Source organism: Saccharothrix sp. HUAS TT1 (genome assembly GCF_040744945.1).
Classification (GTDB): domain Bacteria; phylum Actinomycetota; class Actinomycetes; order Mycobacteriales; family Pseudonocardiaceae; genus Actinosynnema.
Genome location: NZ_CP160453.1, coordinates 1,049,969 through 1,065,944, shown reverse-complemented (window position 1 = coordinate 1,065,944; position 15,976 = coordinate 1,049,969). Strand labels below are relative to the sequence as shown.

Here is a 15,976-nt window from a genome sequence, read left to right as displayed (position 1 = left end):
GAGCTAGTCGTCCTTCAACGTCCACAACGGACCGTCGGGGGTGTCCTCGACGGCGATACCGGCCAGGAGCAGGTGATCGCGCAGCACGTCCGCGCGCGCGAAGTCCCGGTCCTTGCGGGCCTGCGACCGCTCTTCCAGCAGTCGATCAACCAGCACGCCCAGCGCGCGCCTGCCCGCGCCACCCGCCGCGGCGTCGTGCCACCGCGGTGACAGCGGGTCCAACCCGAGCACGGCGGTCATCGCCCGCACCGACTCGGCCGCCGCACGCGCGCCCACGTCGTCACCGGACTCCAGCGCCGTGTTGCCCTCGCGCAGCCGCTTGTGGATCGCGGCCAGCGCCCCCGGCGTGCCCATGTCGTCGTCCATCGAGGCCACGAACGCGGGCGACAGCTCGCCCTCGTCGCCGACGGCCCCGGTGCGCTCGACCACGCGCCGCAGGAACGACTCGATCCGCCGGTACGCCGACACGGACTCGTCCAGCGCCTCGGGCGAGTACTCGATGGTCGACCGGTAGTGCGGCCCCACCAGGTAGTAGCGCAGCTCCGGCGCCCGCACCCGCTCCAGCATCGCCGGGATGGACACCGTGTTGCCCAGCGACTTCGACATCTTCTCGCCGCTGAGCGTCACCCAGGCGTTGTGCATCCAGTACCGGGCGAACCCGTCGCCCGCCGCCCGCGACTGCGCCTGCTCGTTCTCGTGGTGCGGGAAGATCAGGTCGATCCCGCCGCCGTGGACGTCGAACGTGCCGCCCAGGTACTCGGTCGCCATCGCCGAGCACTCCAGGTGCCAGCCCGGCCGGCCGGGGCCCCACGGCGTCGGCCACGACGGCTCGCCCGGCTTCGCGGCCTTCCACAGCGTGAAGTCGCGCGGGTCGCGCTTGCCGGTCGCCGCGGACTCGCCCTGGTGCACCTCGTCCAGCTTCTGCCCGGACAGCGCGCCGTACTCCGGGAACGACCGCACCGAGAAGTACACGTCGCCGTCGGCGGCGTAGGCGTGGCCCTTCCCGATCAGCCGGTCCATCAGCTCGACCATCTGCGTGACGTGGCCCGTCGCGCGCGGCGAGGTGGAGACGGGCAGGCAGCCGAGCGCGTCGTAGGCGTCGTCGAACGCCCGCTCGTGCTGGTAGGCCCACTCCCACCACTCGGCGCCGTGCTCGGCGGCCTTCGCCAGGATCTTGTCGTCGATGTCCGTGACGTTGCGCACCAGCCGGACGGTCGAGCCGTCCCGGCCCAGCCAGCGCCGCAGCACGTCGAAGTTGAGGCCGCTGCGCACGTGCCCGATGTGCGGAACGCCCTGCACGGTGGCCCCGCAGACGTAGATCGACGCCGTTCCGCTGACCTGCGGGACGAACTCCCGCATGGACCGGGTCGCGGTGTCGAACAGGTGGAGGCTCACGTGGGAATGGTACGGGCGTTGACCAGGCGGGGTTGAATCGCCCGGTCAGATGTGCTTGCGCAGCACCTGCAGCAGCGCGTCCGGCCGGCGGTGGGTCGGCAGCGGCTCCACGATCTCCACCGCGCACCCGATCGCCGCCGCGCCGCCGTCGGCCTCCGGGCTGTCGCCGATCATCAGCGCCTCGCTGGGGTGCACGCCCAGCCGGTCGCAGGCGATCCGGAACATCTTCGGGTCCGGCTTGGCGAAGCCCTCCTGGTAGGAGAGCACGAACTCGTCCACCCGGTTCTCGATGCCGTGCCGGGCGAACACCGCGCGGACGTCCCAGGCGATGTTGCTCACCACCGCGGTCGGCACCTCGGTGCCCAGCGCCTGCGCGGTGTCCGGGTACGCCTGCCAGAACGCCGGGCTGATCAGGTCGGCGTAGAACCGCGCCGGGTCCTTCGCGCCCGCCTTCGCCAGCACCGCCAGGTGCAGCTCGCGGTGCGAGTCGGCGTCGAGGTCGCGGCGTTCCCACTGCTCGGGATCGACGTCCAGGCCCTCGGCCACGCCGACCGGCGCGGTGAGCGCCTGTATCAGGTCGGCGTGAGCGTTCAGCGAGTCGTGCTCCAGGCGGAACAGGGTGCCGGAGAAGTCGAACAGCACGGCGCGGATCGTCACATAACGCACGTTACGGGATTAGGACATCGGAGGTCTCGGGAAGGCCGGTAAACCGAGACGGGACTCACCGCGATAGCCGCACCGCCCGTCGTCACACGGCGCTGCCGGTGACCTTCGTCGGCGTCAACCGCAGCACCACGCGCACCTGGTCCGGACCGGGCGCGGGGAAGTCGCGGCCGTAGTACTTCCGCGCCAAGGCGTTCATCACGACGAAGCCCTCGTCCACCTCGACCGTCACGGTGCCGCGGATCTCCGCGTACCGCTCCGGGTCCTCGCTGCTCCACACGCTCACGCTGGCCCGCGGGTCGCGCACCAGGTTCCGCGCCTTGGCCCGGTCGCGCAGCGTCGAGAACAGCAGGTCGTCACCGTCCCGGGTGACCCACAGCACCGATGTCTGAGGGCTGCCGTCCGGGTTCACCGTCGCCATCGCGGCGAAGTTCTTCCCGTCGACCAGGGCGCGCGTCGCCGCGCTGAGGGTGATCGCCATGCCGGTCAGGCTAGTGGCACGAGCAGCGCGGTCGCCACGGCGGCGATGCCCTCGCCGCGCCCGGTCAGCCCCAGGCCGTCCGTGGTCGTGCCGCTGACCGACACCGGTCCGCCGACCGCCTCGGACAGCACCCGCTGCGCCTCGTCCCGGCGCTTGCCGACCTTCGGCGCGTTGCCGATGACCTGCACGGCGGCGTTGCCGACCCGGTAGCCCGCTTCCTCGACCAGCCGGCGGACCTCGGCCAGGAACTCGACGCCGTGCCGACCCGACCACCGCGGGTCGCTCGTGCCGAACACCGCGCCCAGGTCGCCCAGCCCGGCGGCGGACAGCAGCGCGTCGCACAGGGCGTGCGCGGCCACGTCGCCGTCCGAGTGCCCGGCGCAGCCGTCGACGCCGTCCCAGCGCAGCCCGGCCAGCCAGCACTCCCGGCCGCGTTCCACCTGGTGGACGTCCGTGCCGATGCCGACCCTCGGGATCACGTCGCTCCTCCGCCGCCGACCAGCAGCGCCTCGGCGACCGCCAGGTCGAACTTCGTGGTGATCTTCATGGCGTCCGGGTGGCCCGGCACGGTGACGACCGGCACGCCGAGCCGTTCGACCAGGCCCGCGTCGTCCGTCGCGCCCACGCCCGCCTCGTGCGCGGCCTCGTGCGCGCGCAGCAGCACGGCCGCGTCGAACCCCTGGGGCGTCTGCACGACGCGCAGCGCCGAACGGTCCGGTGTGGCGATCACCACGCCGGCCGCGTCCACCTGCTTCACCGTGTCGGCGACCGGCAGCACGGGGATCACAGCGCCGTGACCTGCGGCGACGGCGTCCACCACGGCCCGCACCACGGCCGGTGGGGTGAACGCGCGGGCCGCGTCGTGAACGAGCACGATCGAAGTGTCGGGGATCTCACCCAGCGCGTACGTTAGAGCCAGGCGCACCGAGTCCGACCTCTCGGCGCCGCCGGGCACGACGTGAACCGCCCCGTCGGCTGGGGCCAACGGGGCGGTGACGGTACTCACGATGTCCACATCGGATGGAGGGGCGGCGATCACCACGTGCCGCACGCGACCGGAGTCGAACAGGCCGCGCACCGCACGCACGAGCAGCGGAACGCCGTCGACCGGCACGAGCGCCTTGGGCATGCCGTAGCCCAACCGCTCACCCCGGCCCGCCGCGGGCACGAGCGCGACCACACCCATGTTCGCGGTTTCTTCGTGGGTGGAAACGATCAGGACGCGGTGGCCAGGACCTCGTCGAGGAGCACTTCGGCCTTGTCCTCGTCGGTGCCCTCGGCCAGCGCCAGTTCGCTAACCAGTATCTGTCGAGCCTTCGCCAGCATCCGCTTCTCACCAGCGGACAGTCCGCGATCCTTCTCGCGCCGCCAGAGGTCGCGCACCACTTCGGCCACCTTGTTCACGTCACCGGACGCGAGCTTCTCGAGGTTGGCCTTGTACCGCCGGGACCAGTTGGTCGGCTCCTCCGTGTGGGGAGCACGCAAGACCTCGAAGACCTTGTCGAGACCCTCCTGGCCGACGACGTCGCGCACGCCCACGATCTCGGCGTTGTCGGCGGGGACGCGGACCGTGAGGTCGCCCTGGGCAACCTTGAGGACGAGGTACTTCTTCTCCTCGCCCTTGATCACACGGGTCTCGATCGCTTCGATGAGAGCGGCACCGTGGTGCGGGTAGACGACGGTCTCTCCGACCTTGAAAACCATGTGTCCTCTGCCCCTTTCGCTAACCCCATCCTAACACGCCGAGCAATCCCCTCTTCGGCGTCCGGAGATCGGTTCGCGCTGGTCAGGGCCGCGTGGGGGGTTGACAAATCACCCGGTCGCATGCAACGCCCGAGGTCGATCTTGCTCCACTGTGGACGAGCGGGGCGGTGGCGGGAGGCCCTGTGGGGCACCACGTGCCGCAGGTCCGGGCGTGCCCCGTTAGGCTCCGGCTGGTGGTCGGACCCGTTGCTACCGGGTACGACCCGCCTCGTCAGCACACCGGGAAGGATCCGAGCAGCCGTGGGTCGCGCACTCCAGAAGTCCACAGCGCCGCGCCGTCTGGCCGTCGTGGCCGCCCTGGCGACGGGCCTCGGCTTGGTCGCCGCAGGTTGCAGCGCCGGTCAGGTCACGCAGACGGACACCCAGGTGGCCGCCGTCAACGGGGCGAGCGGGCAGGTGGGGGACGTCGCCGTCCGCGACGCCCAGTTCCCCTTTCCGGTCGCGCACGGGTCCTTCGAGGAGGGCGACGACGCGCCGATCACGCTCGTGATCGCCAACAACGGCTTGACCGCGGACCGGCTGATCGGCGTGACCAGCGACTCCTCCTCGCCCGCCGAGATCACCGGCGACACCGAGCTGGAGCCGACCTCGGCCGTCATCGGTCAGGCGGACGAGGACGCGGGCAGCCACGCGAGCACGACCGGCCGCCCGTCGGGCTCGGCCTCGGCCTCGGTGTCCACCACGACCACGCCGTCGGCGCCCGGCTCGGCCACGTCCGGTTCGGCCGCCACGACGACCGGCTCGGCCTCGACGGCCGGTTCCGCCACCACCACGACGGGCAGCGGCACGTCGATCTCCGCGCCGCCGACCACCGCCACGAAGCTGCCGTCCTCGGTGGACCCCAGTGAGCCGGGCGTGGTGCGGATCGTGCTGAAGAACCTGAAGAAGCCGCTGCGGCCCGGTGAGACGATCCGGGTCACGTTCCTGTTCGAGAAGGCGGGCGAGCTGACCCTCGACCTGCCGATCGGCGCCACCACCGAGCCGCGGCAGGACGCCCCCGCGGAGCACTGAGCGCCACCGAGCACCGCCGAACAGGGGTCCCCGTCCGGGGGCCCCTGTTCTGCTTCCGCTGTCGGGGGTGGCCGCTAGCCTCCCGGACGTGGCGAAGACAGCGCGGGTGGCCAAGCCGACGTACCGCTGTGCCGAGTGCGGGCACGAGGTGGCCAAGTGGGTCGGGCGCTGCCCGGAGTGCCAGGCGTGGGGCACGGTCGAGGAGCGGGGCGCCTCGGCGGCGCCGCGCTTCCTGGCGGGCACGCCCAGCAGCGAGGCGCGCCCCATCGCGCAGGTCGACATCGAGTCCGCCCGCGCCGTCTCGACCGGCGTCCTCGAACTGGACCGCGTGCTCGGCGGCGGGCTGGTGCCGGGCGCGGTGGTGCTGCTGGCGGGTGAGCCGGGCGTCGGCAAGTCGACCCTGCTGCTGGAGGTCGCCCACCAGTGGGCGCTGTCGGTCGGCCGCTGCCTCTACGTCACCGGCGAGGAGTCGGCCGGGCAGGTGCGGCTGCGCGCGGACCGCACCGGCAACCTGCACGACGAGATCTACCTGGCCGCCGAGAGCGACATCTCCGCCGTCCTCGGCCAGGTGGACGCGGTCAAGCCGAGCATGCTGATCGTGGACTCGGTGCAGACCATGTCGTCACCGGCGGTGGACGGCGCGCCCGGCGGGGTCAGCCAGGTCCGCGCCGTCACGGCCGGCCTGATCGCGGTCGCCAAGGAGCGCGGGCTGCCGGTCGTGCTGGTCGGCCACGTCACCAAGGAGGGCTCGGTCGCCGGGCCGCGGGTGCTGGAGCACCTGGTGGACGTGGTGCTGCAGTTCGAGGGCGACCGGCACTCGACGCTGCGGCTGCTGCGCGGGATCAAGAACCGGTTCGGCCCGGCCGACGAGGTCGGCTGCTTCGAGCTGCGCGACGACGGCATCGCGGGCGTGCCCGACCCGTCCGGGCTGTTCCTGCACCGCCGCGAGCAGGCGGTGTCCGGCACCGCCGTCACGGTCGTCGTGGAGGGCAAGCGGCCGATGCTGGGCGAGGTGCAGGCGCTGGTCACGCCGACCGCGCTGCCCGCGCCCCGGCGCGCGGTGAGCGGCCTGGACTCGGCCCGGCTGGCGATGGTCCTGGCGGTGCTGGAGAAGCGCGGCCGGGTCGCGCTGGGCAACAAGGACGTGTTCACCGCCACCGTCGGCGGGATGAGGCTCACCGAGCCCGCGGTGGACCTGGCGGTGGCGCTGGCGGTCGCCTCGGCGGCCACCGACCTGGCCCTGCCGCACGACCTCGTGGTGGTCGGCGAGGTCGGCCTGTCCGGTGAGCTGCGCCGGGTCGGCGGTGTCGGCCGCCGGCTCACCGAAGCCGCCCGGCTCGGCTTCACCAAGGCCCTGGTGCCGCCGGACGCCGGTCCGCTGCCGCAGGGCACGCGGGCGCTCGTCGCGCACGACCTGTTCGACGCGCTGCAACTGCTCAAGCTCACGAAATAGCGAACGGCGCCCAGCGAATGGCTGGACGCCGTTCACGAACAGGCGCTTACCTGCTGGCCGCCAGCAACTGGGCGCAGCGGATCAGCCCCAGGTGGCTGTACGCCTGGGGGTGGTTGCCCAGGGAGCGCTCCGCGATGGGGTCGTACTCCTCGGGCAGCAGGCCGGTGGGGCCGGCGGCGTCGACCATCTGCGCGAACAGCTCCTCGGCCTCGGTGCGGCGGCCGGTGAGCAGGTAGGACTCGATCATCCAGGCGGCGCAGAGGTGGAAGCCGCCCTCGTCGCCGGGCAGGCCGTCGTCGCGCCGGTAGCGGTAGACGGTGGAGCCGGAGCGCAGCTCGGCCTCGATCGCGGTGACGGTGGCCTGGAACCGGTCGTCGGTGGGGTCGATCAGGCCGGACAGGCCGACGTGCAGGGAGGCGGCGTCGAGGTCGTCGCCGTCGTAGGCGGTGGTGAACGACTGCGCGTCGTCGCTCCAGCCGTGCTTGAGCACGTCGGTGGAGATGGTGTCGCGCAGCACCGGCCAGGACGGGTCGATCTCGCGCCCGTAGGTCTCGGCCAGCCGCACCGCCCGGTCCAGGGTCACCCAGCACATGACCTTGGAGTAGACGTGGTGGCGCGGCGCGTGCCGTTCCTCCCAGATGCCGTGGTCGGGCTCGTGCCAGCGGCGGGCGACCGCCTCGGCCATCGCCTGCACCATCAGCCAGTCGGGGTCGGTCAGCGAGCCGCGCGAGGCGGCCAGCTGCACGACCAGGTCCACCACGGGGCCGAACACGTCGAGCTGGACCTGCTGGTTGGCCAGGTTGCCCACGCGCACCGGCCGCGAGCCCGCGTAGCCGGGCAGGGTGTCGATGACGGCCTCGGCGCCCAGCATGGTGCCCTGCAGCGTGTACAGCGGGTGCAGGCGCTCCGGGCCGGGCAGGGTCGACAGCACCCCGTGCACCCAGCCGAGGAACGCCTCGGCCTCGCCGACCGACCCGACCGACACCAGGGCCTGCGCGGTCAGCGCGGCGTCGCGCAGCCAGCAGTAGCGGTAGTCCCAGTTGCGGATGCCGCCCAGCTCCTCGGGCAGCGAGGTGGTGGCGGCGGCCATGATCGCGCCGGTGTCGTGGTGCACCAGGCCCTTGAGCGTCAACGCCGAGCGCAGCACCAGGTCCGGCTCCACGGCGGGCACCTTCAGCGTGGCCGCCCAGTCCGACCAGAACGCCCCGGCCCGCGCGCGCCGCTCCGGCTCGCCCAGGGTGGCCTCGGACAGGTCGTCGGTGCCGCAGCGCAGCTCCAGCAGGATCGGCGCGCCCTCACGGGGCCGCACCACCGCCGTGGCGGTCTCCTGGATGCCGTCGGAGGTGATCTGCCAGTCGACGCCGGGGGAGCGCAGCACCATCGGGTCCGACGTGCCCACGACCCGCAGGCCCTCGCGCTCGCGCAGCAACCTGACCGGGACCTGGCCGAACTCCGGGCGCGGCGCGAAGGTGATCACCGCGTTGGTCGACCCGGAGATCCGCCGGATCAGGTCGGTGCGGTGCGAGGCCAGCTCGTGGTCGAGGTAGTCGGTGACCAGCAGCCGCGACCAGCGGGTCTCCACGATCATCGTGCCCGGCACGTAGCGCTGGCCCAGCGGCAGCGAGCCGTGCTCGGGCTTGATCGAGAAGTGGCCCGCGGCCGGCCCGCCCAGCAGGTCGGCGAACACCGCCGCCGAGTCCGGCTCCGGGTGGCACAGCCAGTTCAACCGGGCGTCCGGCGTCAGCAGCGCCACCGACCGCTCGTTGGCCAGCATGGTCAACCGCTCGATCGGCACGGCCTGGTCGCCGTGCAGCCAGGCGCGGCGCTCCTCCAGCAGGAACGCCAGCACGGTCGCCACGTCCAGCGTGTCGGAGACGGAGTACTGGGCCAGCGACTCGCCGTCACCGACCTTGATGCCGACGTCCGGCCCGGACAGCCGGGCAAACGCTTTCTCGTCGGTCACGTCGTCACCGACGAAGACGGCGGCGGTCGCCGACGCGCGGTGCCGCAGGACGTCCAGGGCGTGGCCCTTGTCCGTCTGCACCACGGCCAGCTCGATCACCGCCTTGCCCTCGGTGACCTGCACCCCGTCCCAGGTGGCCGGACCGGTGCGGACGGCGGTCAGAACCCGCTCCCCCACGGCGGGGTCGGCCCGGCGCACGTGCACCGCGATGCTCGCGGGCTTGACCTCCAGGCCGACGCCCTCGTGGCCGGCGACGACCCCTTCGAGCTCGGTCTCCAGGCGGCGGTGGAGTTGTTTGGCGTCAGCGTCCAGAGCGTGCACGAAACCGACGTCGAACTCGGATCCGTGCGAACCCACCAGGTGCACCTCGGACGGCAGCCGCGACAGCGTCGCCAGGTCGCGCAGGGCGCGCCCGGAGATCACGGCGGTCGTCGTCTCGTGCAGACCGGCCAGGGAGCGCAGCGCGCCCACCGACTCGGGCAGCGGGCGGGCGTCCTCTGGGTTGGCCACGATCGGAGCCAATGTCCCGTCGTAGTCGCAGGCGACCAGCAGGCGCGGTGTGCGCGCCAACTGCACGATCGCACGACGAAGTTCGGCGGGGAGGGCCTCGGCGGTCAACGCCCCTCCTCAATGCTCGGTGGGACAAGGTCAGGAATCATTGATCTGAGCAGATCCAGATCGTGGACTACGCGCCCAAGGCATCAAGGAACGATCGAGCCCAGCGGTCGACGTCGTGCGTGAGGACTTGGCGGCGCAGCGCGCGCATCCTACGGCGGCCCTCGGCCGGATCGAGCGTGAGGGCGGCCTCCAGGGCGTTCTTGACCCCGTCCAAGTCGTGGGGATTGACCAGGAACGCGCTCGTCAACTCGGCCGCCGCGCCCGCGAACTCGGAGAGCACCAGCGCGCCGCCGAGGTCGTAGCGCGTGGCGACGTACTCCTTGCAGACGAGGTTCATGCCGTCGCGCACCGGCGTCACGACCATGACGTCGGCGGCGGTCATGAACGCGGTCAGCTCCCGCCGGTTGACCGATTGGTGCAGGTAGTGGACCACGGGGTGGCCCACGGTGGAGAACTCGCCGTTGATCCGGCCGACGGCCTGCTCGATCTCGCCGCGCATCTGCTTGTAGTGCTCGACGCGCTCGCGGCTCGGCGTGGCGAGCTGGATCATGGTGACCTCGCCGGGGTCCACCCGGCCGTCGGCGAGCAGCTCGTGCAACGCGCGCAAGCGCACGTCGATGCCCTTGGTGTAGTCGAGCCGATCCACCCCGAGCAGGATCCTCTTCGGATTCCCGAGGTCTTCGCGAATTTGTTTCGCGTGCTTTTGGACCTCCTTATCACGGGCGAGCGCATCCAGGCCCGCGGAGTCGATAGAGATCGGAAATGCCCCGACCCGAACCGTGCGGTCGCCGACCTGGACGACACCCGGCCTGGTGCGCACGCCGACCGCGCCGCGGCTGGGCTCCAGGCCGACCAGGCGGCGGGCCAGCCAGAGGAAGTTCTGCGCGCCGCCGGGCCGGTGGAAGCCCACCAGGTCCGCGCCGAGCAGGCCGCGGATGATCTCGGTGCGCCACGGCAGCTGCATGAACAGCTCGACCGGCGGGAACGGGATGTGCAGGAAGAAGCCGATGCGCAGGTCCGGGCGCAGCTCGCGGAGCATCGCGGGCACCAGCTGCAGCTGGTAGTCCTGCACCCACACGGTGGCGCCCTGGGCGGCGACCTTCGCGGTCACGTCGGCGAACCGCTGGTTGACCCGCACGTAGGCGTTCCACCACCGCCGGTGGAAGGCGGGCGGCGCGACCACGTCGTGGTAGAGCGGCCACAGCGTGCCGTTGGAGAAGCCCTCGTAGTAGTCCGCGACCTCGGTGGCGCTCAACGCCACCGGGTGCAGCTGGAGGCCGTCCTCCTCGAACGCCTCGACCTCGGCGTCCGCGATGCCGGGCCAGCCGACCCACGCGCCGCTGTGCGTGCGCAGGAACGGCTCCAGGGCGGTGACCAGGCCGCCGGGGCTGTGCTTCCAGCGCTGCGTGCCGTCGGGCAGGCGCTCCAGGTCAACCGGTAGGCGGTTGGCCACGACCAGGAAGTCCGCGCCGTTCTCGCCAATGCTGCTCACCGGGTAGCGCCTCCTAAGAGATTCGTCTCGCCCACCGTCGAGGTTAGTGGGAACCCGCAGGTTGGATGCCCTGTCGTCGGCCCCGTCACACAGTGTTGACTTGACGAAAGCCGGTCAGGTGGGCGATCTCACGTGGAAAGCCGGTGTTCAGGCGCTCACCTCCGGGAACGGGCCCGCAACCGGCCGAGGCCGGTGCGCACCGGCCGCCCCAGATGTTCACCCAGGACGACGCCGCTCGCCAGCGCGAGGGCCGTCGCGGCGGCCAGCACGAGCGTCGACAGGCCGCCCGCGTCGCCCTCCGCGGTGAGCTGGTAGAGGCCGCGGTAGATGGTCCAGCCGGGCAGCAGCGGCACCATGCCCGCGACCGCGACCAGCAGCGGCGGCGTGCCCAGCCGGCGCGACACGATCGTGCCGCCGAAGCCCACCACCGTGGCCGCGGCGGCGGCGCACGTGATGGGGTTGACGCCGAGCAGCGTGAGAAGGCCGAAGGTGGTCGTGCCGACCGCGCCCGCCGCGACGGCCACCGGCAGCGCCCGCACCGGCGCGTAGTTGGCCAGGGCGAAGAAGCCCGCCGTGGCCGCGCCCGCCGCGAGCTGCACCGGCACGTCCGAGATCAGCGGCGGCAGCGGGTCGGCCAGGCTCGTCCGCACCCCGAACCGCACGCCGGCGCGCAGCGTCAGCACGATGCCCGCGACCAGGCCCGCGGTGAGCAGCGCGATCTCCACCGTGCGGCCGGCGGCGGTGACGTTGTAGCCGGTGATGGCGTCCTGGACGGCGCCGACGAAGGACAGCCCGGACAGCAGCACCACGATGCCGGTGGCGATCAGCAGCGACGGCCGCACGGTCGGCGTGGCGTCGGTCGCGTGCATCACCACGGCGACCGTCGTCGCCAGGGCGCCCCCCACCACCTGCTGGAAGAAGAACGGCAGCTGCCGCCGGTTCAGCACCCGGCCGACGCGGTCGATCAGCGCGGTCACCGCGGCGGCGACGCCCGCCAGCAGCGGGCCGCCGCCGACCAGGAACGCCACCGCGCCCGCCATGCCCGCCCACGCCAGCGTCGCCACCCAGCGCGGGTAGGGGTGGTCGGCGCGGCTGATGCGGTCGATCTCGGCCGACGCGGCCGCGGCGGACAGGCCGCCGTCGGTGATCCGCCGGACCAGCTCCTCCACGGCGGTCAGCCGGGTGTAGTCGACGCTGCGGCCGTGCACCACGCGCAGGGAGGTGACCGGCGCGGCGTCCGTGCCCCGGTGGCAGGCGACGGTGATCGACGTGTAGATCACGTCCACCTCGGTGTGCGGCAGCCCGTACGCGGTGGTCACCGCGACGATGGTGGCGGTGACGTCCGCCGCGCCCGCCCCGCTCGCCATGTGCGTCTCGCCGACGCGCAGCGCCAGGTCGAGCACGAGGTGGACGGTCGAGTCGTCGGGGAGGGCCGGTCCCTCGACGGGGCGTGCCCGACCGGTGTGCTGGAACCGCCGGCGCCACCACCGCACCCGGCGCCACCTCCCCTCGCCACGCCGACCGTGTCGGATTCGAGGCTGTGTCATCCGCCACCCCTGGAAGGGGTACCCGACCCAGGTGACTTGATCACTGTGCGTTCAATACTGTTGATACCGCTGGCCAGGGGTTTTGCCGGTTCCCGGAGCCACCCGGACGGTACCCGCGACCTCCGGATGGACCAACGCGGGCCCACCGCGAGCAGACCGTTCGCCGCAGGTGGCACCCCGTGCCGGCGCTTACGATGTTCCCGGCCTCCGGGCCACGCCGGTGTAGCTCAATTGGCAGAGCACTCGCCTTGTAAGCGAAAGGTTAGGGGTTCAAGTCCCCTCACCGGCTCCGAGTGGATCATCATCGCACGCCCGGCCGGGGCGCGCGGACCGCCGTCGCGCGTGCCAGGGTGGGCCGATGGCCTACCTACCCGACGCCTCGCGGTACGACCGGATGACCTACCGCCGCTGCGGGCGCAGCGGTCTCAAGCTGCCCGCCGTGTCGCTCGGACTGTGGCACAACTTCGGCGACGACCGGCCCCACGAGACGGCCCGCGCGATCGTGCTCCGGGCGTTCGACCTCGGCGTGACGCACTTCGACCTGGCCGACAACTACGGCCCGCCCTACGGCTCGGCCGAGGTCAACTTCGGCCGGGTGCTCGCCGACGACCTGCGCCCGCACCGCGACGAGCTGGTGGTCTCCACCAAGGCCGGCTACGACATGTGGCCCGGCCCGTACGGCGAGTGGGGCTCCCGCAAGCACCTGCTGTCCTCGCTGGACCAGTCCCTGACCCGCCTCGGCCTGGACCACGTCGACATCTTCTACTCGCACCGCTCCGACCCGGACACCCCGCTGGAGGAGACGGTCGGCGCGCTGGTCAGCGCGGTGCAGCAGGGCAAGGCGCTGTACGTCGGCATCTCGTCCTACTCGGCGACCAAGACCCGCGAGGCGGCCGAGCTGCTGCGCTCGGCGGGCGTGCCGCTGCTCATCCACCAGCCGTCCTACTCGATGCTCAACCGCTGGATCGAGGAGGACCTGCTCGACGCGCTCGGCGAGCTGGGCGTGGGCTGCATCGCCTTCTCGCCGCTGGCGCAGGGCATGCTGACCGACAAGTACCTGGACGGCGTGCCGGCGGGCTCCCGCGCCACGCAGGGCAAGTCGCTGTCCGAGGACCTGCTCAGCGACGTCAACCTGGCGCGCGTGCGGGCGCTCAACGACATCGCCGCCGCGCGCGGCCAGTCGTTGGCGCAGCTCGCGCTGACCTGGGCGTTGCGGGACGAGCGGGTCACGTCGGTGCTCATCGGCGCCAGCAGCGTCGCCCAGCTGGAGGCCAACGTGGCCGCGCTGGACGGCCCGCCGCTCACCGACGACGAGCTGGCGCGGGTCGACGTGCACGCCGTCGAGTCGGGCATCGACCTGTGGGCGCGGTCCTCGAACGCCGGCTAGCGCGGCAGCGTCACCGTGAACACGGTCGAGCCCGGCCTGGTGGTCAGCTCGACCGCGCCGCCGTGCGCGGCGACCAGGGAGTGCACCACCGCCAACCCCAGCCCGCTGCCGCCGCGGTGGCGGGTCCGCGAGTCGTCCACCCGGTAGAACCGGTCGAAGATGCGGGACCGGTCGGCCGCCGGGATGCCGGGACCGGCGTCGCCGACCCGCAGCACGGCCGACCCCGGCGGCGTGGCGACCGACAGCGACACCGCCGTGCCCGCGGGCGTGTGCACGGCGGCGTTGGTCAGCAGGTTGTCCACCACCTGCCGCAGCCGCAGCGGGTCCAGCGCCAGCCGCACCGGCCCGTCCGGCACGGTCACCGCCAGCGGGTGCGTCGGGCGGGCCACCCGGAACGCGTCCGCCGCCTCCCGCGCCAACGCCGCCAGGTCGCCGTCGACCAGCCGCAGCGGCGTCTCCACCTCCGCCGAGTCCAGCCGGGCGAGCAGCAGCAGGTCTTCCAGCAGCACGCTCATCCGCGCCGCCTCCGACCGCAGCTTCTCCAGGTGCGCCTCGCGCTCCTCCGGCGCGTTCGCCGCCGCGTACCGGAACAGGTCCGCGTAACCCCGGATCGACGTCAACGGCGTGCGCAGCTCGTGCGACGCGTCCGCGATGAACCGCCGCAGCCGCTGCTCGGCGGCGGTGCGGGCGGCCAGCGACGTGTCGATGTGGTCCAGCATCGTGTTGAACGCCGTCCGCAGCTCCTCGACCTCGACACCGCCGCTGCCGCCCTCCGCGCGCATCGGCAGCCGGGCCGAGTCGGTCAGGTCGTGCGACGTGATGTCGTGCGCGGTCCGGGCCATGTCGCTCAACGGCTGCAACCCGCGCCGCAGCACCGCCCGCCCGATCACCACGAACGCGACCAGCGCGAGCACGAACGCGACCACCTCCACGATCACCAGCTGCCGCACGGTGGTGGCGATGTCGTTCATCGGGGCCGCGCTGACCAGCACCACGCCGTCGGTCACCGCGCACGCGCGCAGCCGGTACGTGCCCTCGCCGCGCAGGTACCCCGTCCGGTAGGCCGGGCTGCGGCCGTTGACCTCCACCGCCAGCGCGGCCAGCTCCGCGTCGTCCTCGGGCAGCTCCTCGCGGGTCCTCGGCGTCGCCTTGCCGTCGCGCACCTCGTAGACGGCCGAGAACCAGTTGTAGGCCGAGCCCTTCAGCTCGCCGCTGCGGACCAGGTTCGTCTCCAGCGAGATCTGGGTGGTCGCCATCTGCTGGTCGAGCCGGTCCTCCAGGTAGACCTGCATGCTGCGCGCCATCACCGTGCCGACGACCGCGAACACCGCCAGCGCCAGCGCGCCCAGGCCCAGCGCCAGGCGCGTGCCCAGCCGCAGCCGGCGGCGCGTCACTCCGCGGCTCGCCGCAGCACGTAGCCGACGCCGCGGACGGTGTGGATCAGCGGCTCGCCGCCGCCGTCGTCCAGCTTGCGCCGCAGGTGCGAGACGACCAGCTCCACCACGTTGGACCGGCCGCCGAAGTCGTACTCCCACACGTGGTCGAGGATCTGCGCCTTCGTCAGCACGGCGGGCGAGCGGCGCATCAGGTAGCGCAGCAGCTCGTACTCGGTCGGCGTGAGCGTGACCAGCCGCCCGCCCCGCCGCACCTCGCGGGTGTCCTCGTCCATCGCCAGGTCGGACACCTTCAGCACCGACCGCTTCCACGCCGGCCCGGTCGACCGCCGCAGCACGGCCCGCAGCCGCGCCATCAGCTCCTCCACCGAGAACGGCTTGACCAGGTAGTCGTCACCGCCGCGGGTCAACCCCGCGACCCGGTCCGCGGTGCCGTCGCGGGCGGTGAGGAACACCACCGGCACCATTGCGCCCTCCGACCGCAACCGGTCCAGCACGGTGAAGCCGTCCAGGTCGGGCAGCATCAGGTCGAGCACCACGATGTCCGGCTGGAAGTCGGCGGCGGTCGTCAGCGCGGCCTCGCCGCTGCCCGCCGTCACCGCCTGCCACCCCTCGTACCGCGCCACCGTCGCCACCAGGTCCGCGATGTGCGGCTCGTCGTCCACCACGAGCAGTCGAACCGATGTGCCCTTGTCCACGTGCCCATGGTGCGGCACCCGCGACCCGGCGGGCGACGAGCCGACCGGCCCGACAGCCGATCAACAGCCAGTCGACAGGTTCCGACGACGTGCCGGGATCCGGTAGACAG

General features: G+C 72.6%; 14 protein-coding genes and 1 tRNA gene. 4 read left to right on the top strand and 11 right to left on the bottom strand.

The window, feature by feature from the left end; translation table 11 throughout:
* Positions 1 to 3: 3 nt before the first annotated feature.
* The 6 genes from cysS to AB0F89_RS05165 form a co-directional block, all read right to left on the bottom strand.
* Positions 4 to 1,395 carry a cysteine--tRNA ligase gene (gene cysS / locus AB0F89_RS05190; protein WP_367133081.1) on the bottom strand — a complete coding sequence of 464 codons (1,392 nt, stop codon included), beginning with the start codon at positions 1,393 to 1,395 and terminating at the stop codon, positions 4 to 6.
* Between the two features lie 45 nt (positions 1,396 to 1,440).
* Positions 1,441 to 2,052 carry an HAD family hydrolase gene (locus tag AB0F89_RS05185; protein ID WP_367133079.1) on the bottom strand — a complete coding sequence of 204 codons (612 nt, stop codon included), beginning with the start codon at positions 2,050 to 2,052 and terminating at the stop codon, positions 1,441 to 1,443.
* Positions 2,053 to 2,143: 91 nt separating this feature from the next.
* Positions 2,144 to 2,539 carry a PPOX class F420-dependent oxidoreductase gene (locus AB0F89_RS05180; RefSeq protein ID WP_367133077.1) on the bottom strand — a complete coding sequence of 132 codons (396 nt, stop codon included), beginning with the start codon at positions 2,537 to 2,539 and terminating at the stop codon, positions 2,144 to 2,146.
* 5 nt (positions 2,540 to 2,544) lie between these two features.
* Complete coding sequence (ispF, locus tag AB0F89_RS05175; RefSeq protein ID WP_367133075.1) at positions 2,545 to 3,018, bottom strand: 2-C-methyl-D-erythritol 2,4-cyclodiphosphate synthase; 474 nt, start codon at positions 3,016 to 3,018, stop codon at positions 2,545 to 2,547.
* The gene (gene ispD / locus AB0F89_RS05170; RefSeq protein ID WP_367133073.1) at positions 3,015 to 3,725 is read right to left on the bottom strand and encodes a 2-C-methyl-D-erythritol 4-phosphate cytidylyltransferase; all 711 of its coding nucleotides are present in this window, start codon (positions 3,723 to 3,725) and stop codon (positions 3,015 to 3,017) included. Before ispD ends, ispF begins: the two co-directional genes overlap by 4 nt.
* Positions 3,726 to 3,754: 29 nt before the next feature.
* Positions 3,755 to 4,243 carry a CarD family transcriptional regulator gene (locus AB0F89_RS05165; protein WP_012782996.1) on the bottom strand — a complete coding sequence of 163 codons (489 nt, stop codon included), beginning with the start codon at positions 4,241 to 4,243 and terminating at the stop codon, positions 3,755 to 3,757.
* A gap of 300 nt (positions 4,244 to 4,543) precedes the next feature.
* On the opposite strand from AB0F89_RS05165, the gene AB0F89_RS05160 reads away from it, so the two are divergent.
* Positions 4,544 to 5,314 (top strand): hypothetical protein, encoded by a 771-nt coding sequence (locus tag AB0F89_RS05160; RefSeq protein ID WP_367133071.1) that lies wholly within the window; start codon positions 4,544 to 4,546, stop codon positions 5,312 to 5,314.
* A gap of 88 nt (positions 5,315 to 5,402) precedes the next feature.
* Positions 5,403 to 6,767: a DNA repair protein RadA gene (radA, locus tag AB0F89_RS05155; RefSeq protein WP_367133069.1), complete on the top strand. Its 1,365-nt coding sequence runs from the start codon at positions 5,403 to 5,405 to the stop codon at positions 6,765 to 6,767.
* A 46-nt stretch (positions 6,768 to 6,813) separates the two neighbouring features.
* On the opposite strand, the gene otsB is transcribed toward radA, so the two are convergent.
* From otsB to AB0F89_RS05140, 3 genes are all read right to left on the bottom strand, one after another.
* Positions 6,814 to 9,348 (bottom strand): trehalose-phosphatase, encoded by a 2,535-nt coding sequence (gene otsB / locus AB0F89_RS05150; protein WP_367133067.1) that lies wholly within the window; start codon positions 9,346 to 9,348, stop codon positions 6,814 to 6,816.
* A gap of 67 nt (positions 9,349 to 9,415) precedes the next feature.
* Positions 9,416 to 10,840 (bottom strand): trehalose-6-phosphate synthase, encoded by a 1,425-nt coding sequence (locus tag AB0F89_RS05145; RefSeq protein ID WP_367133065.1) that lies wholly within the window; start codon positions 10,838 to 10,840, stop codon positions 9,416 to 9,418.
* A gap of 155 nt (positions 10,841 to 10,995) precedes the next feature.
* Entirely contained in the window at positions 10,996 to 12,333 is a 1,338-nt protein-coding gene (locus AB0F89_RS05140) for a threonine/serine exporter ThrE family protein (RefSeq protein ID WP_367133063.1), read from the bottom strand.
* 270 nt (positions 12,334 to 12,603) lie between these two features.
* Here AB0F89_RS05140 and AB0F89_RS05135 point away from each other — a divergent pair.
* Positions 12,604 to 12,676, top strand: a tRNA-Thr gene (locus tag AB0F89_RS05135).
* Positions 12,677 to 12,745: 69 nt separating this feature from the next.
* Positions 12,746 to 13,774: an L-glyceraldehyde 3-phosphate reductase gene (mgrA, locus tag AB0F89_RS05130; protein ID WP_367133061.1), complete on the top strand. Its 1,029-nt coding sequence runs from the start codon at positions 12,746 to 12,748 to the stop codon at positions 13,772 to 13,774.
* On the opposite strand, the gene AB0F89_RS05125 is transcribed toward mgrA, so the two are convergent.
* Both AB0F89_RS05125 and AB0F89_RS05120 read right to left on the bottom strand, forming a co-directional pair.
* Complete coding sequence (locus tag AB0F89_RS05125) at positions 13,771 to 15,168, bottom strand: sensor histidine kinase (RefSeq protein WP_367133059.1); 1,398 nt, start codon at positions 15,166 to 15,168, stop codon at positions 13,771 to 13,773. The genes mgrA and AB0F89_RS05125 overlap by 4 nt on opposite strands.
* Positions 15,165 to 15,866, bottom strand: a complete 702-nt coding sequence (locus AB0F89_RS05120; protein ID WP_367133056.1) for a response regulator transcription factor — start codon at positions 15,864 to 15,866, stop codon at positions 15,165 to 15,167. Before AB0F89_RS05120 ends, AB0F89_RS05125 begins: the two co-directional genes overlap by 4 nt.
* Positions 15,867 to 15,976 lie beyond the last annotated feature (110 nt).